We start from the raw sequence: 20,371 nt of genomic DNA on the forward strand, positions 1-20,371 counted from the left end.
AGCTCATGACTGGAAAAACTGTCCTGATCGTCGATGATGAGGCGCCGATCCGCGAGATGATCGCCGTGGCCCTCGAAATGGCGGATTATGACTATCTGGAGGCAGCGGACGCCCGGGAAGCCCATGCCCTGATTGTCGACAAACACCCGGATCTCGTGCTCCTGGACTGGATGCTCCCCGGCACCAGTGGCGTGGAGCTGGCCCGTCGCCTGAAAAAGGAAGAGGCGACCGCCGATATTCCCATCATCATGCTCACCGCCAAGGTGGAGGAAGACAACAAGATTCAGGGTCTGGAAGTCGGTGCTGATGACTACATCACCAAGCCGTTCAGCCCGAGGGAACTGGTTGCCCGCCTGAAAGCGGTCCTGCGGCGCGCGACACCGCCCGGCGTGGACAACCCCATTGAAGTGGAAGGCCTGACCCTGGACCCGATCGGCCACCGGGTCACCACCAACGAGGGCGCCCTCACCATGGGCCCGACCGAGTACCGGCTGTTGCAGTTCTTCATGACCCACCAGGAACGGGTATATACTCGCTCCCAGCTTCTGGACCAGGTCTGGGGCGGTAATGTCTATGTCGAGGAACGGACGGTTGATGTCCACATCCGCCGGCTGCGCAAGGCCCTTGGCGACGACTACGACCATCTGATCCAGACGGTTCGGGGAACCGGTTACCGCTTCTCGACCAAAGCCGCGTAAGTAACTCCGGCCAGCTGAGCGTCAGCCCCGGATCGGACACAAGGCAGTTTTTGATGCAACACAACTGGTCTCGGTACCTGCGCTACATCCTCGGCGGACTGCTCGGCTCCACTCTGGTCGGCCTCTACTTCGGCGAGCCTTATTACGGGCTCACTTTCGGACTGGTCATCTATCTCTGGTGGACGCTTGTTCAGGCCCGGCGCCTGTACCAGTGGCTGGCCAACCCCAGCGCCACGGACGAAGCGCCTCAGAGCATCGGGCTGTGGGGCGACATCTTCGACAATCTCCACAAACTGCACCAGACTCATCTGAGAACCCAGGATCGCTTGCGGGCCCAGATAAACCGGGTGCAGGAGTCCACCAACGCCATGCGCGATGGTGTGATCATGACCGACTCCGGGGGTGCCATGGAGTGGTGGAACGGATCAGCCGAATACCTGCTGGGCTTCCGGCGCAACACGGACCGCGGCCAGTACATCCACAACCTGATCCGCACACCCGCCTTCAAGACCTACTTCGATTCCCGGAACTACCGGGAGCCGCTGGAGATCCACTCCCCGGCCAAACCCCATATTCACCTGCAGATACAGATCAGCCTGTTCGGTGACGACGACCGTCTGATCGTCGCCAAGGACGTCACCCGTCTGTTCCAGCTGGAGCAGATGCGCCGGGACTTCGTCGGAAACGTGTCCCATGAGATGCGCACGCCACTGACGGTGATCAGTGGTTACCTGGAAACCCTGGTCGACAACGCCGATGACCTGCCGCCAAAGTGGCGCCGGGCCATTAACACCATGGCCGCCCAGTCGTCCCGGATGGAAGCCCTGATTACGGATCTGATCCTGCTGTCGAAGATTGAAACCGGTGAACAGACGGTGAATGACACCCTCACGGACGTGGACCAGTTGATCAGCCAGATCAGCCACGATGCCCGGGCGCTCAGTGGCGACAAGCAGCACGAGATAAGGGTTCAGGTCGGTGACCACCGGTTACTGAAAGGTGATGAAAGCCAGTTGCGCAGCGCCTTCTCAAACCTGATCTTCAATGCCGTCAAGTACACGCCAGCCGGGGGAAAAATTACCGTATCCTGGTCCACCAACCGGGAAGGCGCGCACCTGTCGGTCAAAGACACCGGAATCGGCATTGATCCGGTGCACATCCCTCGTCTGACGGAACGCTTTTACCGGGCTGATCCAAGCCGGCACAAGGACACCGGAGGCACCGGGCTTGGTCTGGCGATCGTCAAACACGTGCTGCTCAATCACGATGGCAATCTGGAAATACGCAGCCGCATTGGCGATGGCAGCGAATTCATCTGCCACTTCCCCAGGGACAGGCTGGCAGAGCGCGTACCGGAGAAGACCGGAAACTAGCGCTTACCGGCACGGAAGCGGGCGACAAACCGGGACAGATCTTCCAGCTTTTTCGGGTCCTCGTCGACAAAGCGGATGGTCACGCTGACGAAATCGGTGTCCTGGCGCTTGTCTACCGCCTGTAACTGATGCACGTAGCCATTCAGCCGGGCCATCTGGCCCTCACCTGTCTCAATATCAACCACGGCCTGATCAAGAATACCGGGAAATACCTGATCCCGTTTGGCGATCACCCGGACTTCCGTCAGGTTGATGTCCTTGACCACGGATTTCAGGGTACTTCCGGCAAAGCGGATAGAGGCAAGACTCATCGCACCCCGGGCCTGGGCCTGTCTCGGGGTTGCCGGACTGCCCGGCATCAAGGGCGACGACGGGGCCGATTTCTCAGGAGTTCCCGGCGCCGTGGCCGGCTCCTGCTTGCGGGTCAGCAAGGCCGCAGATTCCTTGAATGCGTCTGCGGGACTGGCCATGGACTTGCCGCTGTGATCCATGGCGTCCTGCAGTTTTCGCCCCATGACCTTGATAATTTTCCTGCTAAGGCCATCCGGGCTGAACGGCTTGCCGAGGTATTCGGAAACCCCTCCCTTGACCGCTTCAATCACATGATTCTTGTCCCCCCGGCTGGTGATCATGATAAACGGCACTTTCTCGTACTGGGGCTGCTCACGCATCCACTGCAACAGCTCCAGCCCGGACATTTCCGGCATCTCCCAGTCGCATAGCACCAGATCAAATGCCGTCCGGGACATCAGTGACTGAGCCCGCCGGCCGTTCTGGGCATCGATTGTCTCGAATACCGGAAAGCGCTGGCGCACTGTTCGCTTGACCAAATCACGTACAAAGCTGGCGTCGTCCACCACCAGCGCTTTCAGCATTACCATAATTGCGACCTTCCGCTCTCCACCGCCCGGGTTAATGGTCCAACTATAGAACAAAGGCCAACGCCGGAAACCTGCCTGCAACAAAAAGACGACAAATGCGGTTTGCCGGGAACCGGCAGGTTAAAGAATTGTCACCCCTCCTGGCCCCACACAATGTTTCTCCGGCGTGAAAACGCGCTACCATGGGGTCCGGAATTTTCACACCATCATTACCCTGATAGAGGTTCTGTGTGCTGACCACACCTGCAAGGATTCTGCACCCTCGCGGCCTTACCCGCGGCTTACTGGTTTCCGGTTTTTTATCACTTCTGTCACTGCCCACCATCGCCCAGGACAGCGCGGCATCAGCACCGGCCGGTTTTTCCGAATGCAAGGCCCGGCTGCAGGAACAGGCCATTGCCGCCGGAGTCAACAGCAAGACCGCCAGCGAAGTGATGGCCAGGGCTGAACACCTGGACCGGGTAATTGAACTGGACCGCCGGCAACCGGAATTCACTACCACCTTTGCCGATTATCTGAACCGGCGGGTTAACGATGCCCGGGTCAGCAAGGGCCGTGAATTGCTGGAGGAACACCGGGAGCTGCTGGACCGTGTGACCCGGGAAACCGGCGTGCCGGCGCCCTATCTGGTTGCCTTCTGGGGACTGGAAACCAACTTTGGCAGCTATTTCGGCAAAATGCCGGTGCCAAGCTCCCTGACCACCCTGGCCTGCGATCCCCGCCGCAGCACCTTCTTCACCGAACAGCTGATAGCCGCCCTGCGCATCATCGATGAAGGCGCCATACCGGCAGATCAGATGGAAGGCTCCTGGGCCGGCGCCATGGGCCATGTGCAATTCATGCCCACGGTGTTTCTGCAGCACGCAGTGGATGCCGATGGTGACGGGCGCCGGGACCTCTGGAACAGCCTGCCGGATGCCATGATGTCCGCCGGCAGGTTCCTGCAATCCATGAACTGGAACGGCGACTACCGTTGGGGCCGGGAAGTACTTCTGCCCGACAACTTCGACTACTCCCTGGCAGACGGACGGCGACTGCCCCTGGCACAGTGGCGGGAGATGGGCATTACCGATGCGTTCGGCAATGCACTGGCCCGGGAACCCATTGATGCGGCCCTGGTGGTGCCCGCCGGGCACCGGGGCCCTGCCTTTCTCGCCTACGACAACTTCCGGGTGATCATGGGCTGGAACCGATCGGAATTCTACGCCATCGCGGTTGGTTACCTGGCAGACCGGATTGCCGGAGCAGGGATGCTCCAGAACCCGCCGCCGGAGGATGCGCCGGCGCTGTCCCGTGACAACATCATCAGCCTTCAGGAGGCTCTGCAGCAACGGGGTTATGAGCCTGGCAAGCCCGATGGCATTATGGGGCCGGCAACCCGCTCTGCCATCCGCCAGTTCCAGGCATCCAGCGGGCTGATCGCCGACGGTTATCCCGGCGAAACCGTGCTGACAAAACTGGGCGTCCTGACCAGTCAGTGATCTAGTGCCCCGTCTGGCTAATTCGCTAACCTACTGCGAATTAGCCAGACGGGGCACTAGCACCAGAGCAACAACCTGCTATTGCAGGTTACTGTTTAAGGCGAGACTGAACCGATATGGATTCCATTACCCTGGCCAGCCTTAGCACACCGGCACCGGGACAACACTGCTGAACACCATGCGCCTGGACCAGTTTATTGCCAACAGCACAGAACTTTCCCGCAAGGAGGCCAAACGGGCCATCAGCCGGGGCCAGGTGACGGTGAATGAACAAACCTGCACTGGTGCCAATACACAGCTGGCCGGTCATGAACGGGTAGCACTGTCGGGAACGCCGCTGACCTTGCCGGGCGAGCGCTACCTGATGATGAACAAACCGGCCGGGGTGGTGAGCGCCACCACCGACAGCGACCACCCGACCGCACTGGACCTGCTACCCGCGAGCATGACCCGCAACCTCCACATTGCGGGCCGCCTGGATGCAGACACCACCGGCTTACTGTTGCTGACCACCGACGGCCAGTGGTCTCACCGGGTCACCTCGCCACGCACGGATTGCCCCAAGACGTACCGGGTAACCCTGAGCGAACCGCTATCCACCATGGCGGTTCAGAAACTGGAGCAAGGAGTGTACCTTCACAATGAGCCCAAACCCACCAGGCCTGCGCAAGTGGCCATTCTGGAAGAGAGAATCATCGAGCTGACGATTTCAGAGGGGCGCTACCATCAGGTCAAGCGCATGCTGGCGGCGGTCGGCAACCACGTTAAGGCCCTGCACCGGCTGCAGATCGGCCAGGTTGTGCTGGACCCGGCCCTCGAACCCGGCGGCTATCGGGAGCTGACCACCACGGAGAAAAACAGCCTGGGCTGAGCTCAGGTACGCTCAAAGCGTTGGGCTTTCAGGTTTTTCCGCACCGCACCGGCTTCGAATACTTCACCGTTCATGGCGATATAGACACCGGGCGGCAACAATTGCACCGCCGCCCAGGCAAAACCGACATTGAAAACTGCGTCGGTCCGGCGCATGCGAGCCGGCTGCATGGCACCGGTCAGCACAATGGCCTTGTCCTCCAGGCCGGACAACACCGCCGCAGTAACGGCCATGGTGTCGGTGCCGTGGGTTATGATGATGCGGTCACAGTCGCATTCCGTCGCCGCTTCCAGCACCCGCTGCCGATCCGCATCGTTCATTTCCAGGCTGTCCTTGCGCATCAGTTCCCGCAGACGGTAACCCTCATGAATGTTGGACTCGGACAACAGCTCCGGCAGCAGGCTGTGGCCCACCTCGAACTCGCTGTTGGCGTCAAAGTACACCTTGTCGATGGTACCGCCGGTGGTGAAGATCTGGATCATACCCTGGTTCCTCGAAGGTCAGTTCACACTGACCGTATTGTTACCGGCGGTCGCATAGGTCGCGTTCTTTTCCCGTTCGTAGCGCCGGGCGGCTGCCGCCACCGACCCTCGGGCCCCGGTGTCCAGCCAGCGTTTGATCCGCCCGGCATCGCCCATGGGCGACCGTGTTCCCAGGGAGTCCAGTAACACGGTGACCACCTTCTTGCCATTCATTTGCGAAATCATCACCAGACACCGCCCGGCTTCAGAGAGATAGCCGGTCTTGCTCAGTGCAACGCCCCAGCTGTCCCGGTGAACCAGGGCATTGGTGTTGCCGAACGACAGGCTGTACCGGGGATTCCGGAACTGGCCCCGGAAATAATCGGTCGTGGAATATTTACCAATCTCCGGATGGGCGGCTGCCGCGTTCACCAGCCTGACCAGATCGGACGCGGTGGAGACGTTGTCAGATGACAGCCCCGTCGGGTCTACGAAGCGGGTTCCAGTCATGCCCAGCTCCCGGGCCTTGGCATTCATCGACTCGATGAACGCATCAAAACCGCCCGGGTGACTGCGGGCCAGGGTGTAGGCCGCAAAATTCTCTGAAGACATCAGCGCGATTCTCAGCACATCCGCACGGCGCATCTGCGAGTCAATACGGATCCGGCTGTAGGCGTTGGCAGCCGCAGGGGTGTGGCGCTTGTGAAAAGCCAGCCATTCATCCAGAGGCTCTCCGGACTCGAGAACCACCAGTGCCGTCATCACCTTAGTCACAGAGGCAATAGGCACCGAGCGGTCCGCGTTCTTGCCAAAAACCAGCACATTATCGCCGGCAACCGCAACTGCCGCATTAACCGATGCCAGGTTGGGACCCGCCCCCTGATTCTCGGCGGTTGATGTATTCGGGGAAGAATCCTGCTGATGGGCCTGCAAAGCCAGGGGCACCAGGGCCAGCAAAAACACCCAACAAATCACCATGCTCCGGTTACCCATGCATCCAGGCCTCTTCTCTTGTTTTCATCCGGGCAGAAACTGCCGCACCAGAACGGCATTGTACCAGCGATGTGCCAGTTTCATCAGCTCATGGCAGATCGGTAATGGCGCCCCTGGACGCCGAACTTACGGTGCGGGCATATTTCGCCAGCACGCCCCGGGTGAATCGCGGGACCGGTGCCCGCCAGGCCTGCCGGCGCCGCTCCAGTTCTTGATCCGGGACATCCAGTTCAATCCGGTTACTGACCGCATCAATGGTAATGGTGTCGCCATCCTCAACCAGCGCAATCGGACCGCCCTCGGCCGCTTCTGGCGTAATATGGCCAACCACAAATCCATGGCTGCCACCGGAAAACCGGCCATCGGTAATCAAGGCTACGTCGCTGCCAAGACCCTTGCCCATAATGGCGGAAGTGGGACTGAGCATTTCCCGCATGCCCGGCCCTCCTTTTGGACCTTCATAACGGATCACCAGTACATCACCGGCCACCACCGTACCATCCAGAATCCGCTCCTGGGCCTCCTCCTCGGAATGGAATACCCGGGCCCGGCCGGTGAAGTGGGTGCCTTCCTTGCCGGTAATCTTGGCTACCGAACCGGTCGGCGCCAGATTGCCGAACAGAATTCTCAGATGGCTGTCGGCCTTGATGGGATTGTCGAAGGCATGAATGATGTCCTGCCCCTTCGGATAGGGCGCAACGTCGGCCAGATTCTCCGCCAGGGTCCGGCCGGTCACGGTCAGGCAGCCTCCGTGCAGCAGCCCACGGTCCAGCAGCATCTTCATCAGCGGCTGAATACCGCCAATGGCCACCAGTTCCGACATCATGTAATGCCCGCTTGGGCGAAGATCCGCCAGCACCGGCACCCGTTTGCCAATCTCGACGAAATCCTCCAGCTCCAGATCCACACCCACCGTGCTGGCCATGGCCAGCAGGTGCAGCACCGCATTGGTGGAACCGCCCAGGGCAATCACTACGGTGATGGCATTCTCAAAGGCTTCCCGGGTCATGATGTCGCCGGGCTTGATGTCTTTCTCCAGCAGGTTCAGCACCGCCGCCCCGGCACCCCGGCAATCCGCCGCCTTGGTGTCTGACACCGCGTTCTGGGCGGAACTGCCCGGCAGGCTCATACCCATGGCTTCAATGGCCGACGCCATGGTGTTGGCGGTGTACATACCCCCACAGGAGCCGGGCCCGGGAATGGCCGTTTCCTCAATCTGCTTGACCTCAATCAGATCCAGATCGCCGCGGGCGTGGGCACCAACAGCCTCGAACACCGAGATAATATCGGTATGGTTCTCCCCGGGCATGATGGTACCGCCATACACAAACACCGACGGCCGGTTCAGGCGCGCCAGTCCCATCATGCAGCCGGGCATGTTCTTGTCGCAGCCACCAATAGCAACCAGACCATCAAACCCTTCACAACCCGCCACGGTTTCAATGGAATCGGCAATCACCTCGCGGGACACCAGGGAATACTTCATGCCTTCAGTACCGTTGGCAATGCCGTCCGATACCGTGATGGTATTGAAAATCAGAGACTTGCCGCCGGCCTCATCGGCACCGGCTGCCGACTCTTCGGCCAACTGATTGATGTGCATATTGCAGGGCGTGAGGTTACTCCACGTAGACGCAATACCAATCTGGGGCTTCCTGAAATCCTCATCGGTAAACCCGACCGCCCGAAGCATGGCGCGGCTGGCTGATTTGCCAATGCCATCAACGACGGGGGCCGAATATTTCCGGCGCTTGTCCTGATTCTTGTCTTGCGTCATGGGAGTCTCCTTTTCAGATGCCTTATCCGACCAGACTCTCAGAAACCATGGCAATCGGCAACGGGAAGTCTATTCCCAAGTCTGGTGTAGGTCGGTGGGAAGCCCTTTCCAAAATCGTGCGGAGCCATGGATGGCGGAGCCGAGCGTACAGGGACGTATTCACAGCGTATTTTGGAAAGGGCTTCCCACCGACCTGCGCTCCCCCCGGAGGCAAAAAGCTTTACAAGAAAGATGTATTTCCGACTGACCTGTATCAATGGCTGCGCGCAAAGGTGGTTTTACAATCCACCAATAGACTCGAGCCATGGAGGCAGACGATGCCATCGCCAATTCAACCAGCACCGGTGGATAACACCGCTTCGGACTGCCCGGATTACCGGCGCTGGTGCGACGGCTATGGTGTTGTCCAGCACAGCGAAGCCACGAAACACCAGGTCAGGGTTCTGGCGGAGCATCTGGTCGCTGCCGGGCACCAGCCGGATGCGGCGACGGTCTATCGCAGGCTTGCGGATCTGGACCGGCTGACCAGCGCCGGGCTCTGGCTGGTGGTCCATATGACCTATGCCCGGCGGGTGGATGTCTCCGGGCAACCGCTTGCACCCCAGGATTTCAAAACCCGCCCGGAAGGCCATACCGGCGGTGCGCTGAATATGGTGCCGGCCTACGCTGCCTATCTGGCGCTGAACAATCTCACCGGACGGACCCGAAGCTGGCTGATGGGTCAGGGCCACTGCGTGGCGGCGGTAGACGCGCTGAATGTCCTCACGGGTAACCTCCATCCGGAACAGGCCGAGCGTTATAACAGGCCGGACGGGCTATCAGCTCTGGTGTCCGATTTCTACAGTTACCGCCAGAAGCCGGACGGAACCATGGCGGCGCCGCTAGGAAGCCATGTCAATCCGCATACAGCGGGCGGCATACTGGAAGGCGGCTATCTGGGGTTCGCCGAGCTTCAGTATGCCCATATGCCATTGCCCGGGGAATCGTTAGTGGCCTTCCTGTCAGACGGCGCCGCCGAGGAGCAACGGGGCAGCGACTGGATTCCCCGCTGGTGGCGTGCGGAAGACTGCGGCGCCGTGATGCCGGTGATGATTGCCAATGGCCGTCGCATTGAGCAGCGCACCGAACTGGGCACCCGCGAGGGCCTGGAGCGTTTTGAAGCCCATCTGGAGCATCGCGGTTTTGTACCCTTCCGTTTTGATGGCCGGGATCCGTCTGCCTTCGTTTGTACCCTGTATGAGATGGAGCAGGCACTTGCCGCCAATGGCGAGGCGGCCCAGAGAGGCGAAAGCCGTTACCCGGTGCGGGTGCCCTATGGTATTGCGGAGACGGTCAAGGGCTACGGTTTTTTCGGGGCCGGCAATAATGCTGCCCACAACCTCCCTCTTCCGGGCAACCCACGCATGGATGCCCGTGCCCGGGAACTGTTCAACGAACATTCCGCCCGTTTATGGGTGGCGCCGGATGTGCTCCATAACTGCATTGCCGCGCTGAATCAGCATGCGAAGCAGGCCCGTCCACTTGAGCGGGATCACCCGTTGGCAACCCGGAATCCGCCGGATCCGGTGATTCCAAAACTGCCAGCCAATCCGGACCGAACCTCGCCCATGAAGGCAGTGGATGACTTTTTCCAGGCACTCGTGGCAGAGAATCCCGGCCTGAGGCCCCGAGTGGGCAACCCGGATGAATTGGCCAGCAACCGACTCGGTGGGGTTCTGGACAGTCTGAAACACCGGGTGAACGATCCTGAGAGCGACCAGGAATCGGTCCACGGTAAAATTATCACCGCCCTTAACGAGGAAGCCGTGGTCTCCGCCTGTCTGGCCAACAAGGCCGGGCTTAACCTGGTAGCCAGCTACGAGGCCTTCTGCGTAAAAATGCTCGGCGCCATCCGCCAGGAGCTGATCTTTGCCCGGCACCAGAAAGAGGTGGGCCGGCCGGCATGCTGGCTTGGCCTGCCGGTCATTGCCACTTCCCATACCTGGGAAAACGGTAAGAACGAGCAATCCCATCAGGACACCACCTTCTGCGAGAGCCTGCTCGGCGAAATGAACGATGTATCCCGCGTTCTCTTTCCGGCCGATTACAACAGCACACTCGCCTCGCTGCCATCGGTGTTCAGCGAACGCGGCAAGATAAGCTGCATGGTGATCCCGAAGCGCGAACGGCCCTGCGTCTTTGACACCCGGGAAGCCGAACTGCTGGCACGACACGGTGCCCTGGTGGTGGACGAAGACACGTCTGCCGGCGAGCCGTTGCTCTTGATGGCCAACGGCGCCTACCAGTTGTCTGAAGCTATACGGGCCTGCGAACGCCTTCGGGAAACCGGCACGCCGTTCCGGCTGGTCTATATCCAGGAGCCCGGCCGCTTCCGGCAGCCACGGGATACCATGGAGGCCGAAAGCTGCCTGTCTGAATTTGAACGCGAGCGGCTGTTCCCCCATCGCATTCACCGCCGGGTTGCCCTCACCCACATGCGCCCGGAAGTGTTCCGCGGGCATCTGTATCCGCTGTTCCCGGAGCCTTCACGGGCACGGGTTCTCGGCTACATCAACCGGGGCGGCACCCTGAATGAGGCAGGCATGCTGTTCGCCAATGGCTGCTCCTGGGCCCATACCCTGGCCGCCTGCGCCAGCGTTATGGATAAGCCGCCCGGCGAGTGGCTGTCCAGTGCCGAACTGGCTGCGGTGGAAGGCCGGGGTGACCCGACCATGATTACCCGGGGCCTGCCCTGAGCAGACGTTTTCTCAACGCGGTCTCGATTTCCAGAATCACCAGAAGCGCTACTCCGGAGCCAACAGCAAACCCAAGCATGTCGGGGCTCAGCGCTTCGCTGCCAAAGGTACTGTTGAACCAGGGCAGGTAAGTAAACAACAGCTGTAACAGGACAACGGCTGCAACCGCCAGCAACACGACCGGTGTTCCCAGTACACCGCGCAGGGTAATCGACGCGCTGTCGAGATACCGGACCGCAAACAGGTAAAACATTTCCATCGCCACCAACGTATTGACCGCCAGGGTACGGGCCGTGGTTTCGCTGCCATAATGATGCATGGCCCAGTACCAGGCCGCGAAGATGCCTGCCAGGAATAGCAACGATACAAAGACCACCCGCCAGACCACGAACCCCCGAAGCAGCGATTCATCCCGGGCCCGGGGCGGATGTTTCATGACATCTGGCTCCGCCGGCTCGAACGCCAGGGTCATGGCGAGGACCACCGAGCTGACCATGTTGACCCAGAGAATCTGCAATGCGGAGATCGGCAGGGTCAGCCCCAGAAGCAGGGCAGTGATCAGGCTGATGGATTCACCGCCATTGATCGGCAGCATGAAGGCAATGCCTTTTTTCAGGTTGGTGTAAACGGTCCTGCCCTCGCGCACGGCTGCGGCAATGCTGGCAAAGTTGTCATCCAGCAACACCACGGAAGACGCCTCCCTGGCAGCCTCAGACCCCTTCACCCCCATGGCAATTCCCACGTCTGCCCGTTTCAGGGCCGGCGCATCGTTTACGCCGTCACCGGTCATGGCCACCACACCGTGCAGAGCCTGAAGCGCTGTCACCAATCTCAGCTTGTGCTCGGGGCTGGTGCGGGCAAAGACATCCACCTCACCTACAAGCTCACGTAACTGGTTGTCGTCGAGCTGGTCCAGTTCTCTACCGGTCAGCACACGATCGGTATTTTTCAGGCCCAGCTTCCTGGCAATGGCGCCGGCCGTTACCCCATGGTCTCCGGTGATCATCTTGACCCGGATTCCGGCGTCGTGGCAGTCGGCTATGGCCCGGATCGCCTCCTGCCGGGGCGGATCCAGCAGCCCGACCAGCCCCAGCAGTTCTGCCCCCTGGCCCAGATCCTCAATCGTCAGTTCGCTGATACCCCGCTCTGCCGGTTTACGGGCGAGGGCCAACACCCTGAGCCCCCCGGATGCCATCTCGTCAATAACCTGCTCCCAGAGCGCCGGGTTCAGGGCCGTGGTCTCACCGGACTCCGTAACCTCGCTGGCACACATGTCGAGAATGCGCTCCGGCGCGCCTTTGAGGTAGATAACACTGTGGCCATGATGATCGTGGTTCAGCGTGGCCATGAAGCGATTCTGGGTATCGAAGGGGATTTCGTCTTTCCGGGGCCAGTCGGTGGCGCCGCTCTCGACATCAAACCCGGCTTTACGGGCAAACACCGAGAGCGCGGCTTCCATGGGATCGCCGTTGATACGGACCCGGCCGGAATCGTGGTGTACATGGGCATCGTTACACAGCGCCGCTGCCCGGGCCAGTTCATCCAGCAGGGGTGACTTCGCCAGCTGTCCCTGTTCGCTATTTACCGCACCACCAAGGTCATACCCTTCCCCGGTCACCTCCAGCCGAACACCAGACAACACCGCCCGGGTTACCATCATTTCGTTACGGGTCAGGGTTCCGGTTTTGTCGGAACAGATCACCGAGACCGCGCCCAGGGTCTCGATCACCGGCATGCGGCGAACGACCGCCTTACGGCGGGCCATCTGGCGCACGCCGATGGCCAGGGTGATGGTGAGAATGGCCGGCAAACCCTCAGGAATTGCGGCAACCGTCAGCCCCACCACGGCCATGAACAGCTCCCGGAATGGCAGGCCGCTGAACACCAGCCCGCCAAAGAAAATCGCAATGCCGGTAAGAATGACAATAATGGATAGTACCCGGGCGAACTTGTCCATCTGTTCCAGCAGTGGGGTTTTCAGGGTGGTGGTCTGGGCAAGCAGGCCGGAGATCCGGCCAATTTCAGTATTGGCGCCGGTACGAACCACGATGCCGCGACCGGTGCCGGTCGCTACCATGGTGCCGGAGAAGGCCATTCCGGCCTGGTCCCCAAGTGCCGCATCCGAAGGAACCGCCTCCGTCGATTTATCGACAGCCTCGGATTCACCGGTGAGGATGGCTTCATCGATTTTCAGGTTGTGGGATTTTTCCAGACGGAGATCGGCGGGCACCCGGTCGCCCGGCTCCAGCAGTACGGTATCGCCCGGAACGAGCCCGGCGGCGTCAATCTGATGCTGGCCATCGGCCCGCACCACCCGGGCCTTGGGCGCGAGCATGTGGCGGATGGCCGACAAAGCCTGTTCGGCCCTGCCTTCCTGAACAAAGCCCACCAGGGTCTGGATAACGACAACCGCCATAATGACTCCGGCGTCCACCCAGTGGCCGAGGCTGGCGGTAATCACTGCAGCCGATGCCAACACGTAGATCAGGAAATTCCTGAGTTGCCGGCCCAGCCTGGCCCAGGGCCCCTTGGCGCGGGCTTCGGGCAGCGCATTGGGCCCGTACCGGGCCAGTCGGCTCCCGGCTTCCTCTGCAGAAAGCGGACCGGCCGACTGTAGCCGGTTTCTGGCGCCCCCGGGTTCGAGCACGTGCCATTCAGCCTCCTGCTCAAGCTTCGCGCCATTTTTCCGTTCCACGGATTCTGCCATACCGTTTACACCTGCCTGCCCCTGCAATACCGCCATTAAACCCCGGGAACAACCCGGGGCGGCTTGCGCTGCATCAAGGACAGGACAGCTAACAGCAAGGACCGATTCCTTACCCCGCGGCTACGTTCTCGACGGTGCGATTGCCCTGCCCCGGCAACACCCTGCGGGATGAGGTTCGCGGGGCATCAACCTGATAATCCCGAGACTTGATGGTATCCACGAAATACCAGTCCGCCCGCGCCTCTTCCGGGGTAAAGGTCACCACCATATAACCCCGCTGATTCACGTTCAGGTAATCCAGATCATCCACCAGCAGACCAATGGCCTGTTCCGCGCCCGGAATCATGGCGTTGGGTATGCCCAGATACTCCTCAAGCCCTGGCGAGGTGACGGAGGAAGTGGCGAATTCGACGCCAACCTGATCACCGTTCCTGTCCTTCAGGTTATTAGCCCAGGCGTTGTGGGTATCACCGGCCAGCACAACAAGGTTCTTGTCGAGGGCCTTGGCGGTACCCAGCACCACTTCCCGCTCGTACTGGTAACCATCCCAGGCATCGAGGTTGTAGGGCGCAACCGTATTGATTCTGGCCAGCTCACCATCAGTCAGGCTCTGGTCACCCTGCAACGCGCGGACCTTGAGCTGAGCCAGTGCCGCCAGATTTTCCGGCAGGCCTTCCAACTGTTCGGTGGCAATCGCCACCAGCAATTCGGCAGGCAGATTCATCCGACCCATCAGCACCTGCTGGCCCAGGACCTGCCAGGTGGCACTGGAATAACTCAGGGAAGCCTGCAGCCAGAGCAGCTGCTCGGCGCCAAGCAGGGTTCGGTTCGGGCTGCCGACATCGGCAGTAAACCGGGCTGCATCCAGTCCTTCACCGGTAAAGTAATCCATGTAGTCCAGTTGCTGATCACGGCCGATGATACGGGTATCCAGCATGTGCAGATCCACCAGGTTACCAAACCGGAAGGTACGGAAAATGGCTTCGTCACTACCCTCAATCACCGGGCGGATCGGCATCCATTCAAAATAGGCCTTCAGGGCACTGAGTTTGCGCTCGGCAAAATCCCCTTCCCCGTCATTGTGATTCTCCGCGCCTTCCTTCCAGGTGTCGTTGGCCACTTCGTGGTCATCCCAGACCGCGATGAACGGCACCCTGGCGTGCAGGGACTGAAGGTCCTCGTCAGCCCGGTAGATGGCATAGCGCCGGCGGTAATCCTCCAGCTCAATCAGCTCCAGGTTGTTGTTCTCCGGAAAGGTTCGGCCCAGTGCTTCGGCATCACCGGCGCCGTAACTGCTGCTCTCGGAGCTGTATTCGTAGATGTAGTCACCCAGATGCACCACGGCATCGAGATCACTCTGCCTGCCGATCTCACGATAGACGTTGAAGTAACCGGCCGGGTAGTTGGCACAGGACACCACCGCAAGGCGGACGGATTCAACGCTGCCTTCCGGAAGTGTCCGGGTCATGCCGACCGTGGAACGGCTGCCAGTGGCCTGAAAACGATAGTAGTAGGTCTGCCCGGGCGCCAGTCCGCGGACATCCACCTTGATGGTAAAGTCATTGGCCTTTACCGCTTCGGCGGCACCTGAACGGACAAGGCCCTCAAAGGCCTCATCCGTGGCCACCTCCCAGGCCACCCCAACCGGGCGATCCTGGCCTGTCCCTGGCACCGCGCGGGTCCAGAGCACGACGCCGTCGGCGAGCGGATCACCACTTGCCACACCGTGAGTAAAACTGATGGCCCGTTCATCGGAGCTGTCCAGCACACAGCCGGCCAGACCGGTGGATACCACCACCGCCCCCATGCCCATGGCCGATGCCTTCAGAAAGTCCCGTCGCGTTAGTCGTTTCATTGCTATGTCATCCCCTGCGTTCGTCCTTTGTAGCATCGGCTTCCTGCGGTCCGCGCCGTTACTACTCCAACAGAAGAACCTAGTCGGGCTGCGTTAAGAACGCATTGCCAAATTACGACAGGGGGATGGCAAATCACGACAACTGCCCGGGATGTGCGCCAAGTACCACGAGGTGGCGGGTATATACTGGAATAGGTAAAACCGGAGACAAAGTGTGCAGAAACTTGCACAGCGACGTATAATGCACCTTAGCCCCTTAAAAGCATAGCCCCTTAAAAAAGAGTACACCTCAATGTTAGCTCTCGAGACGACAGAATCTGATCAGAGACCTGGCTCACCCGCTGAGGCTATCGGAGCCGCGTTTCGCAGCGCCCGAAATGCGCGTGGCATGTCAGGCGAGGCGCTGGCGTCTGCAACAGGTTTATCGCGAAGGACGATTATCAAGATCGAGCAAGGCGACGAGAGCGTGGCCTTTGGCAGTTACCGGGCAGTAGCTCAATGCCTCAATCTCGACTGGCTTCTGGATGCCTTTTGCACAGACGCCAACAAAAGCTCTCCTCATCTTCCGAGGTACTATTTGTCGGGGGCCTCCGCACTGTCATTGCCCCCCGAAGATGGTCGACCGCCAGCTCTCTGGTACTCCAGCAGTTTGAGCAACCCGAAGAATTGGCGGGTCGCCGGAAAACACCTAACCCATACCGGCGAGCTAATCGGCGTCATCGGTTTGTGGAACGCGACGAAAGCAATCTCCCTTTACGGAGTGACTGTGCCGTGTATGTGGGCCGCGAGCCCGGAACGTGCGGTATTCGACTTGTTAATCCATCACTGCGAGATTAAACGCAAAGCGGTCCCAAACATCCAGGCATCTGACATCGACGATGTTGTTGACCTAGAGCAAGTGATCAACTGGATTGGCCTCTGCAGGGCATTCCTATCCCGGGAGGGTGAAGAGAATATAGGTGACTGGCTCGAAGGCGTTTACTGATGAAGCTGACCAAACAGCAGGGCATACACCAAAAAATCATGCAGGCAATTTGTGAAGTCATCCATGATGAGAACAAACCATTGGTTCTTAAAGGCGGTACGGCTTTGTTGTTGGGATACGACCTGCAGCGGTTCAGTGAAGACCTGGATTTCGACCTTACGATGCCCCTTGAGGGGCATCTGAATGTCAAAAGCATCTGTAAAAGTGCTCTGAAAAAGCTAACAGGACAGGGCATCAGGGTAACTCTCACTGACTTCAAAGACCTGAAGAAAACCGAAACAACACACCGTTGTCGTCCGATTTTTTCTGCAGGAAAGGATGTTCCACCCATTTCGATCAAAATCGAAATATCCTCTCGTTCTGCCCTAAATCCCGAGTGCATCCGATCCATCAACGGCATTAGCGTCTACTCAGTAAGCGAGATCGCGCGCCTAAAACTCCTGGCTGCCCAGGAAGATGAATCACGCCGCTACCGCACAGCCGCACGTGACCTTCACGACCTTGCATTTATTGCCAGTAACTGGGAAGCCGATTTGCCGGCCAACATCGTTGACCAGCTGGAGAACTTCCTTTGCGACCCCGCGTATTTGATGGAACGTTACGCCACTGCCTACGAAGATGACCCGATCCTAAATGGACGCCTGTTTGAGGATCTCAGCATCATAGAAAACTGGATGGACAACAGAGGTGAGGAAGACACCCTCTCGATGTTTAAGCCGAGCTGATAACGCAAGAGCGCCGAAGGGCGCACTCACTCAATGAGGAGGATTTAGGCCTCGCGCTGCAAAACAGTATGATCCGATTCGTATCCAACATATTTGCCATCGCCTGAATGCCGGAGCTTGAAGATATGTTGCATGATAAAGGGCCGCAAGCCCCTGAGGCTGGCGAAAGCCAGACACAGCAAAAAGGGGAGCAGTGCGCTCCCCTTTTTGCCTTGTTATGGCCGGATTACACCGGATCTATCCGCTGATGAAGACCGGCCCTACGCCAAAGTTCCAGAGAATCACGGAACCAACCCGGGTGGAAACCAGGATGACCAGGGCCACGGTGAGCAAGGCGCCGGCGTACATGACCGCCCGCTCCTTCTCGATGCCCATGACAATCGGCAGGCCGTCGTACATGAGCCAGGCGCCATAACACGCAGCAATCAGGAACACGATAGCGTTGAACCAGGGTACCGGATAAAGCAGGGCAAAACCGGCCAGAAACAGTGGCGTGCAGGAATACGCTGCCAGGGCAATGCCGTTGGACGGCACGTACTCTTCCTTGGCGCCATAGGTTTTCGCCATCCAGTTGATAGCGTACCCCAGCGCAAAGACACCGACGAGCATGGCCAGATAGGTCAGCACGCTGAGTTGCAATGCGCTGATTTCCGTCAGCTTGATCAGACGCTCATTGCCCACCGTCCAGCCGAAATAGGCTGTCGATATATAGGCACTGATGGGCGCAATGGCTGCCAGGATAAGGACATAGGCAACATAGACCCGGCGTGGTGTTTCATGTTCTTTTCGTATGGAAGCCCATTCTTCACCAGGATGGGTAAAGAGACCGAACGCATGTGACAGGAGCATGGACAACCCCCTTTCCTTGCTGTTGTTGGTATTTTGAAATACGAAAACCGGAAACGGTCGGACCAGCGACCGTCCCTTGTTCTTAACTATAGTCAAGAATGAAAGAGTGCAAAGGAGAATTGACTAAAAAGCGGCCTGATGATCAGGTCAGTCAGGGCGACCGGCAGACAGCGGCCGCCGGACATCAGGAATTGCGGGGGTCGGTCTCGGCAACCCAGGGGTAATCCTTGCGGCTGTCGCGGAACGCCAGGAGGCCTTCAACGCCCGTAAAATCCACAAGATCACGGAAATCCAGCCAGTCCACCATGCAGTGGAGGCAGATCGCCGGGTAGTTCCAGGTCTCGAACTGACCGTCTTCCACCATCGCCGCCAGAGTGCGAAGCGTGGTCATGATCCGCTCGCGCTGAAGGTTGTAGAACATCAGGTCCTGACTGGTATCAATCCCGGAACGTTCAGACAGAAGCATGGTAACCGCGGAGTCATTGGCACCGTCGATCATGGTCAGCTGGTTCTGCTGATCCCAGGTTAGCGGATCCCTGCCCTGCTTGGCACTGATGTAGCGGGCGATGATCCGGGAATCGTAGATTTCCTGGCCACCGTCTTCGAGAACCGGGATTTTCAGGGTCGGGTTGTGGCGTCTGAGTTCGTCCCGGTCTTCACCATAGATGTCGAGATTCAGGAATTCATAGCGCTCTTCATCCAGCAGAATCCGGATGCGCCTGACGTAAGGCGAGGTGGTGGAGCCGATCAGTTTCATGGTTTCTCCGAGTGTTTCCCGCTCAGGATCCCAACAGGGATTCGGGGTTTGTGTATGGGTGCCCGGTAGCTTCAGCCACTTCCCTGTAGGTCACCTTGCCTGCAGCCACGTTGAGCCCGGCCCTCAGGTGCGGATCTTCCTTCATTGCCCGGTCCGGGCCCTTGTTGGCCAGCGCCGCCACGAACGGCAGGGTCACGTTATTCAGGGCCAGTGTCGACGTACGCGCCACGGCGCCGGGCATGTTAGCCACGCAGTAATGTACCACACCATCAACGATATACGTGGGGTCATCGTGGGTTGTTGCCCTGGAGGTTTCGGCACAGCCACCCTGATCAATGGCCACATCCACGATCACGCTGCCCTCCGGCATACGCCGGATCATATCGCGGGTAATCAGCTTGGGCGCCGAGGCACCGGGGATAAGAACACTACCAATAACCAGATCCGATTCCGTCACCGCCAGGTCCAGGGTCCGGGCCGTGGAAAACAGGGTGGTTATCCGGTTGCCATAGAGATGATCCAGAAGCCGCAACACCTCCATATTGCGATCCAGCACCGTGACCTGGGCACCGAGCCCGACGGCCATGGCCACTGCATTCTCGCCGACAACGCCACCACCTACGACCGCAACCCGTGCCGGGCTGACCCCGGGTACGCCACCCAACAGTACACCCCGGCCTCCCATGGCCTTTTCCAGACAGTGAGCCCCGGCCTGAATCGACATCCGGCCCGCCACTTCCGACATGGGGGCCAGCAAGGGTAAACGGCCGGCGTGGTCGGTCACGGTTTCATAGGCAATACAGGTGGCGCCGGATTTCACCAGATCATCGGTCTGAGGCTTGTCCGGGGCCAGATGCAGATAGGTAAACAGCGTGTGATCCGGTCGTAGCATCGCCCGTTCTTCGGCCTGGGGTTCCTTGACCTTGACGATCAGTTCCGCCGTATCGAAGACTTCCTTTCCGGTATCCAGAATCCTGGCCCCCACCTGTCGGTAATCGTCATCGGTAAATCCGATTGCAATGCCGGCCCCGGTCTCCACGAAGACCTCATGGTTATGGCCGCATAGCTCATGCACTGCTGCCGGCGTCATGCCTACCCGGTATTCACGATTCTTGATTTCCTTTGGCACACCGATTTTCATGCACTGCCTCCAAAGCATCCGCCGATTTGCAAGTGTCTGCATGAAGTGTAGTCAAAAGATCCTATACTGGTTTGGCAACTGA

General features: G+C 59.5%; 16 protein-coding genes. 7 read left to right on the top strand and 9 right to left on the bottom strand.

From position 1 onward, the window contains the following. The first annotated feature begins 5 nt into the window (after positions 1–5). Positions 6–698, top strand: a complete 693-nt coding sequence (phoB, locus tag D0851_RS10770; protein ID WP_117618655.1) for a phosphate regulon transcriptional regulator PhoB — start codon at positions 6–8, stop codon at positions 696–698. A gap of 53 nt (positions 699–751) precedes the next feature. After that, positions 752–2,071 carry a phosphate regulon sensor histidine kinase PhoR gene (gene phoR / locus D0851_RS10775; protein WP_117618656.1) on the top strand — a complete coding sequence of 440 codons (1,320 nt, stop codon included), beginning with the start codon at positions 752–754 and terminating at the stop codon, positions 2,069–2,071. Here the strand turns inward: phoR and D0851_RS10780 are convergent. Continuing rightward, a complete protein-coding gene (locus tag D0851_RS10780; protein WP_117618657.1) occupies positions 2,068–2,952 on the bottom strand; it encodes a response regulator in 885 nt (294 codons plus the stop codon). The two genes, phoR and D0851_RS10780, sit on opposite strands and share 4 nt — an antisense overlap. A 230-nt stretch (positions 2,953–3,182) precedes the next feature. Between D0851_RS10780 and D0851_RS10785 the strand changes: the two genes are divergently transcribed. Beyond that, positions 3,183–4,433 (top strand): lytic murein transglycosylase, encoded by a 1,251-nt coding sequence (locus tag D0851_RS10785; protein ID WP_117618658.1) that lies wholly within the window; start codon positions 3,183–3,185, stop codon positions 4,431–4,433. Positions 4,434–4,611: 178 nt separating this feature from the next. Continuing rightward, entirely contained in the window at positions 4,612–5,304 is a 693-nt protein-coding gene (locus D0851_RS10790) for a pseudouridine synthase (protein WP_117618659.1), read from the top strand. A 2-nt stretch (positions 5,305–5,306) separates the two neighbouring features. Here the strand turns inward: D0851_RS10790 and D0851_RS10795 are convergent, their stop codons facing one another. The 3 genes from D0851_RS10795 to ilvD all read right to left on the bottom strand — a co-directional run bounded on the left by D0851_RS10795 (position 5,307) and on the right by ilvD (position 8,535). Next, positions 5,307–5,786 carry an asparaginase domain-containing protein gene (locus tag D0851_RS10795; RefSeq protein WP_117618660.1) on the bottom strand — a complete coding sequence of 160 codons (480 nt, stop codon included), beginning with the start codon at positions 5,784–5,786 and terminating at the stop codon, positions 5,307–5,309. A gap of 18 nt (positions 5,787–5,804) precedes the next feature. Next, positions 5,805–6,743, bottom strand: a complete 939-nt coding sequence (gene pbpG, locus D0851_RS10800) for a D-alanyl-D-alanine endopeptidase (RefSeq protein ID WP_117620362.1) — start codon at positions 6,741–6,743, stop codon at positions 5,805–5,807. A 103-nt stretch (positions 6,744–6,846) separates the two neighbouring features. Continuing rightward, entirely contained in the window at positions 6,847–8,535 is a 1,689-nt protein-coding gene (gene ilvD / locus D0851_RS10805; RefSeq protein WP_117618661.1) for a dihydroxy-acid dehydratase, read from the bottom strand. A gap of 317 nt (positions 8,536–8,852) precedes the next feature. Here ilvD and D0851_RS10810 point away from each other — a divergent pair, with 317 nt between their 5' ends. Beyond that, positions 8,853–11,270, top strand: a complete 2,418-nt coding sequence (locus D0851_RS10810; RefSeq protein WP_117618662.1) for a xylulose 5-phosphate 3-epimerase — start codon at positions 8,853–8,855, stop codon at positions 11,268–11,270. Here the strand turns inward: D0851_RS10810 and D0851_RS10815 are convergent. Together D0851_RS10815 and D0851_RS10820 are read right to left on the bottom strand one after the other, a co-directional pair. Further along, the gene (locus D0851_RS10815) at positions 11,251–13,977 is read right to left on the bottom strand and encodes a cation-translocating P-type ATPase (protein ID WP_117620363.1); all 2,727 of its coding nucleotides are present in this window, start codon (positions 13,975–13,977) and stop codon (positions 11,251–11,253) included. The genes D0851_RS10810 and D0851_RS10815 overlap by 20 nt on opposite strands. Before the next feature lie 109 nt (positions 13,978–14,086). Then, a complete protein-coding gene (locus D0851_RS10820; protein ID WP_117618663.1) occupies positions 14,087–15,832 on the bottom strand; it encodes an alkaline phosphatase D family protein in 1,746 nt (581 codons plus the stop codon). A 292-nt stretch (positions 15,833–16,124) separates the two neighbouring features. Here D0851_RS10820 and D0851_RS10825 point away from each other — a divergent pair, with 292 nt between their 5' ends. Together D0851_RS10825 and D0851_RS10830 are read left to right on the top strand one after the other, a co-directional pair. Beyond that, on the top strand, positions 16,125–16,817 hold the full coding sequence (locus tag D0851_RS10825; protein ID WP_117618664.1) for a helix-turn-helix domain-containing protein: 693 nt from the start codon (positions 16,125–16,127) through the stop codon (positions 16,815–16,817). Then, the gene (locus D0851_RS10830; protein WP_227539261.1) at positions 16,817–17,542 is read left to right on the top strand and encodes a nucleotidyl transferase AbiEii/AbiGii toxin family protein; all 726 of its coding nucleotides are present in this window, start codon (positions 16,817–16,819) and stop codon (positions 17,540–17,542) included. Before D0851_RS10825 ends, D0851_RS10830 begins: the two co-directional genes overlap by 1 nt. A gap of 237 nt (positions 17,543–17,779) precedes the next feature. On the opposite strand, the gene D0851_RS10835 is transcribed toward D0851_RS10830, so the two are convergent. From D0851_RS10835 to ald, 3 genes are all read right to left on the bottom strand, one after another. Then, positions 17,780–18,391: a Yip1 family protein gene (locus D0851_RS10835; RefSeq protein ID WP_117618665.1), complete on the bottom strand. Its 612-nt coding sequence runs from the start codon at positions 18,389–18,391 to the stop codon at positions 17,780–17,782. Positions 18,392–18,575: 184 nt separating this feature from the next. Then, positions 18,576–19,148 carry a glutathione S-transferase N-terminal domain-containing protein gene (locus D0851_RS10840; protein WP_117618666.1) on the bottom strand — a complete coding sequence of 191 codons (573 nt, stop codon included), beginning with the start codon at positions 19,146–19,148 and terminating at the stop codon, positions 18,576–18,578. Between the two features lie 22 nt (positions 19,149–19,170). Further along, the gene (ald, locus tag D0851_RS10845; protein ID WP_117618667.1) at positions 19,171–20,289 is read right to left on the bottom strand and encodes an alanine dehydrogenase; all 1,119 of its coding nucleotides are present in this window, start codon (positions 20,287–20,289) and stop codon (positions 19,171–19,173) included. Between the last annotated feature and the right edge of the window lie 82 nt (positions 20,290–20,371).

The sequence above is a fragment of the Marinobacter sp. Arc7-DN-1 genome (assembly GCF_003441595.1).
Classification (GTDB): domain Bacteria; phylum Pseudomonadota; class Gammaproteobacteria; order Pseudomonadales; family Oleiphilaceae; genus Marinobacter; species Marinobacter metalliresistant.

What these genes read in the sequence shown, in the direction of transcription:
- D0851_RS10825 (WP_117618664.1), top strand. Translation starts at nt 16,125, where the DNA reads ATGTTAGCTCTCGAGACGACAGAATCTGATCAGAGACCTGGCTCACCC.
- D0851_RS10820 (WP_117618663.1), bottom strand. Translation starts at nt 15,832, where the DNA reads ATGAAACGACTAACGCGACGGGACTTTCTGAAGGCATCGGCCATGGGC.
- phoB (WP_117618655.1), top strand. Translation starts at nt 6, where the DNA reads ATGACTGGAAAAACTGTCCTGATCGTCGATGATGAGGCGCCGATCCGC.
- phoR (WP_117618656.1), top strand. Translation starts at nt 752, where the DNA reads ATGCAACACAACTGGTCTCGGTACCTGCGCTACATCCTCGGCGGACTG.
- D0851_RS10810 (WP_117618662.1), top strand. Translation starts at nt 8,853, where the DNA reads ATGCCATCGCCAATTCAACCAGCACCGGTGGATAACACCGCTTCGGAC.
- ald (WP_117618667.1), bottom strand. Translation starts at nt 20,289, where the DNA reads ATGAAAATCGGTGTGCCAAAGGAAATCAAGAATCGTGAATACCGGGTA.
- D0851_RS10790 (WP_117618659.1), top strand. Translation starts at nt 4,612, where the DNA reads ATGCGCCTGGACCAGTTTATTGCCAACAGCACAGAACTTTCCCGCAAG.
- D0851_RS10780 (WP_117618657.1), bottom strand. Translation starts at nt 2,952, where the DNA reads ATGGTAATGCTGAAAGCGCTGGTGGTGGACGACGCCAGCTTTGTACGT.
- D0851_RS10840 (WP_117618666.1), bottom strand. Translation starts at nt 19,148, where the DNA reads ATGAAACTGATCGGCTCCACCACCTCGCCTTACGTCAGGCGCATCCGG.
- D0851_RS10815 (WP_117620363.1), bottom strand. Translation starts at nt 13,977, where the DNA reads ATGGCAGAATCCGTGGAACGGAAAAATGGCGCGAAGCTTGAGCAGGAG.
- D0851_RS10795 (WP_117618660.1), bottom strand. Translation starts at nt 5,786, where the DNA reads ATGATCCAGATCTTCACCACCGGCGGTACCATCGACAAGGTGTACTTT.
- ilvD (WP_117618661.1), bottom strand. Translation starts at nt 8,535, where the DNA reads ATGACGCAAGACAAGAATCAGGACAAGCGCCGGAAATATTCGGCCCCC.
- D0851_RS10830 (WP_227539261.1), top strand. Translation starts at nt 16,817, where the DNA reads ATGAAGCTGACCAAACAGCAGGGCATACACCAAAAAATCATGCAGGCA.
- D0851_RS10835 (WP_117618665.1), bottom strand. Translation starts at nt 18,391, where the DNA reads ATGCTCCTGTCACATGCGTTCGGTCTCTTTACCCATCCTGGTGAAGAA.
- pbpG (WP_117620362.1), bottom strand. Translation starts at nt 6,743, where the DNA reads ATGGTGATTTGTTGGGTGTTTTTGCTGGCCCTGGTGCCCCTGGCTTTG.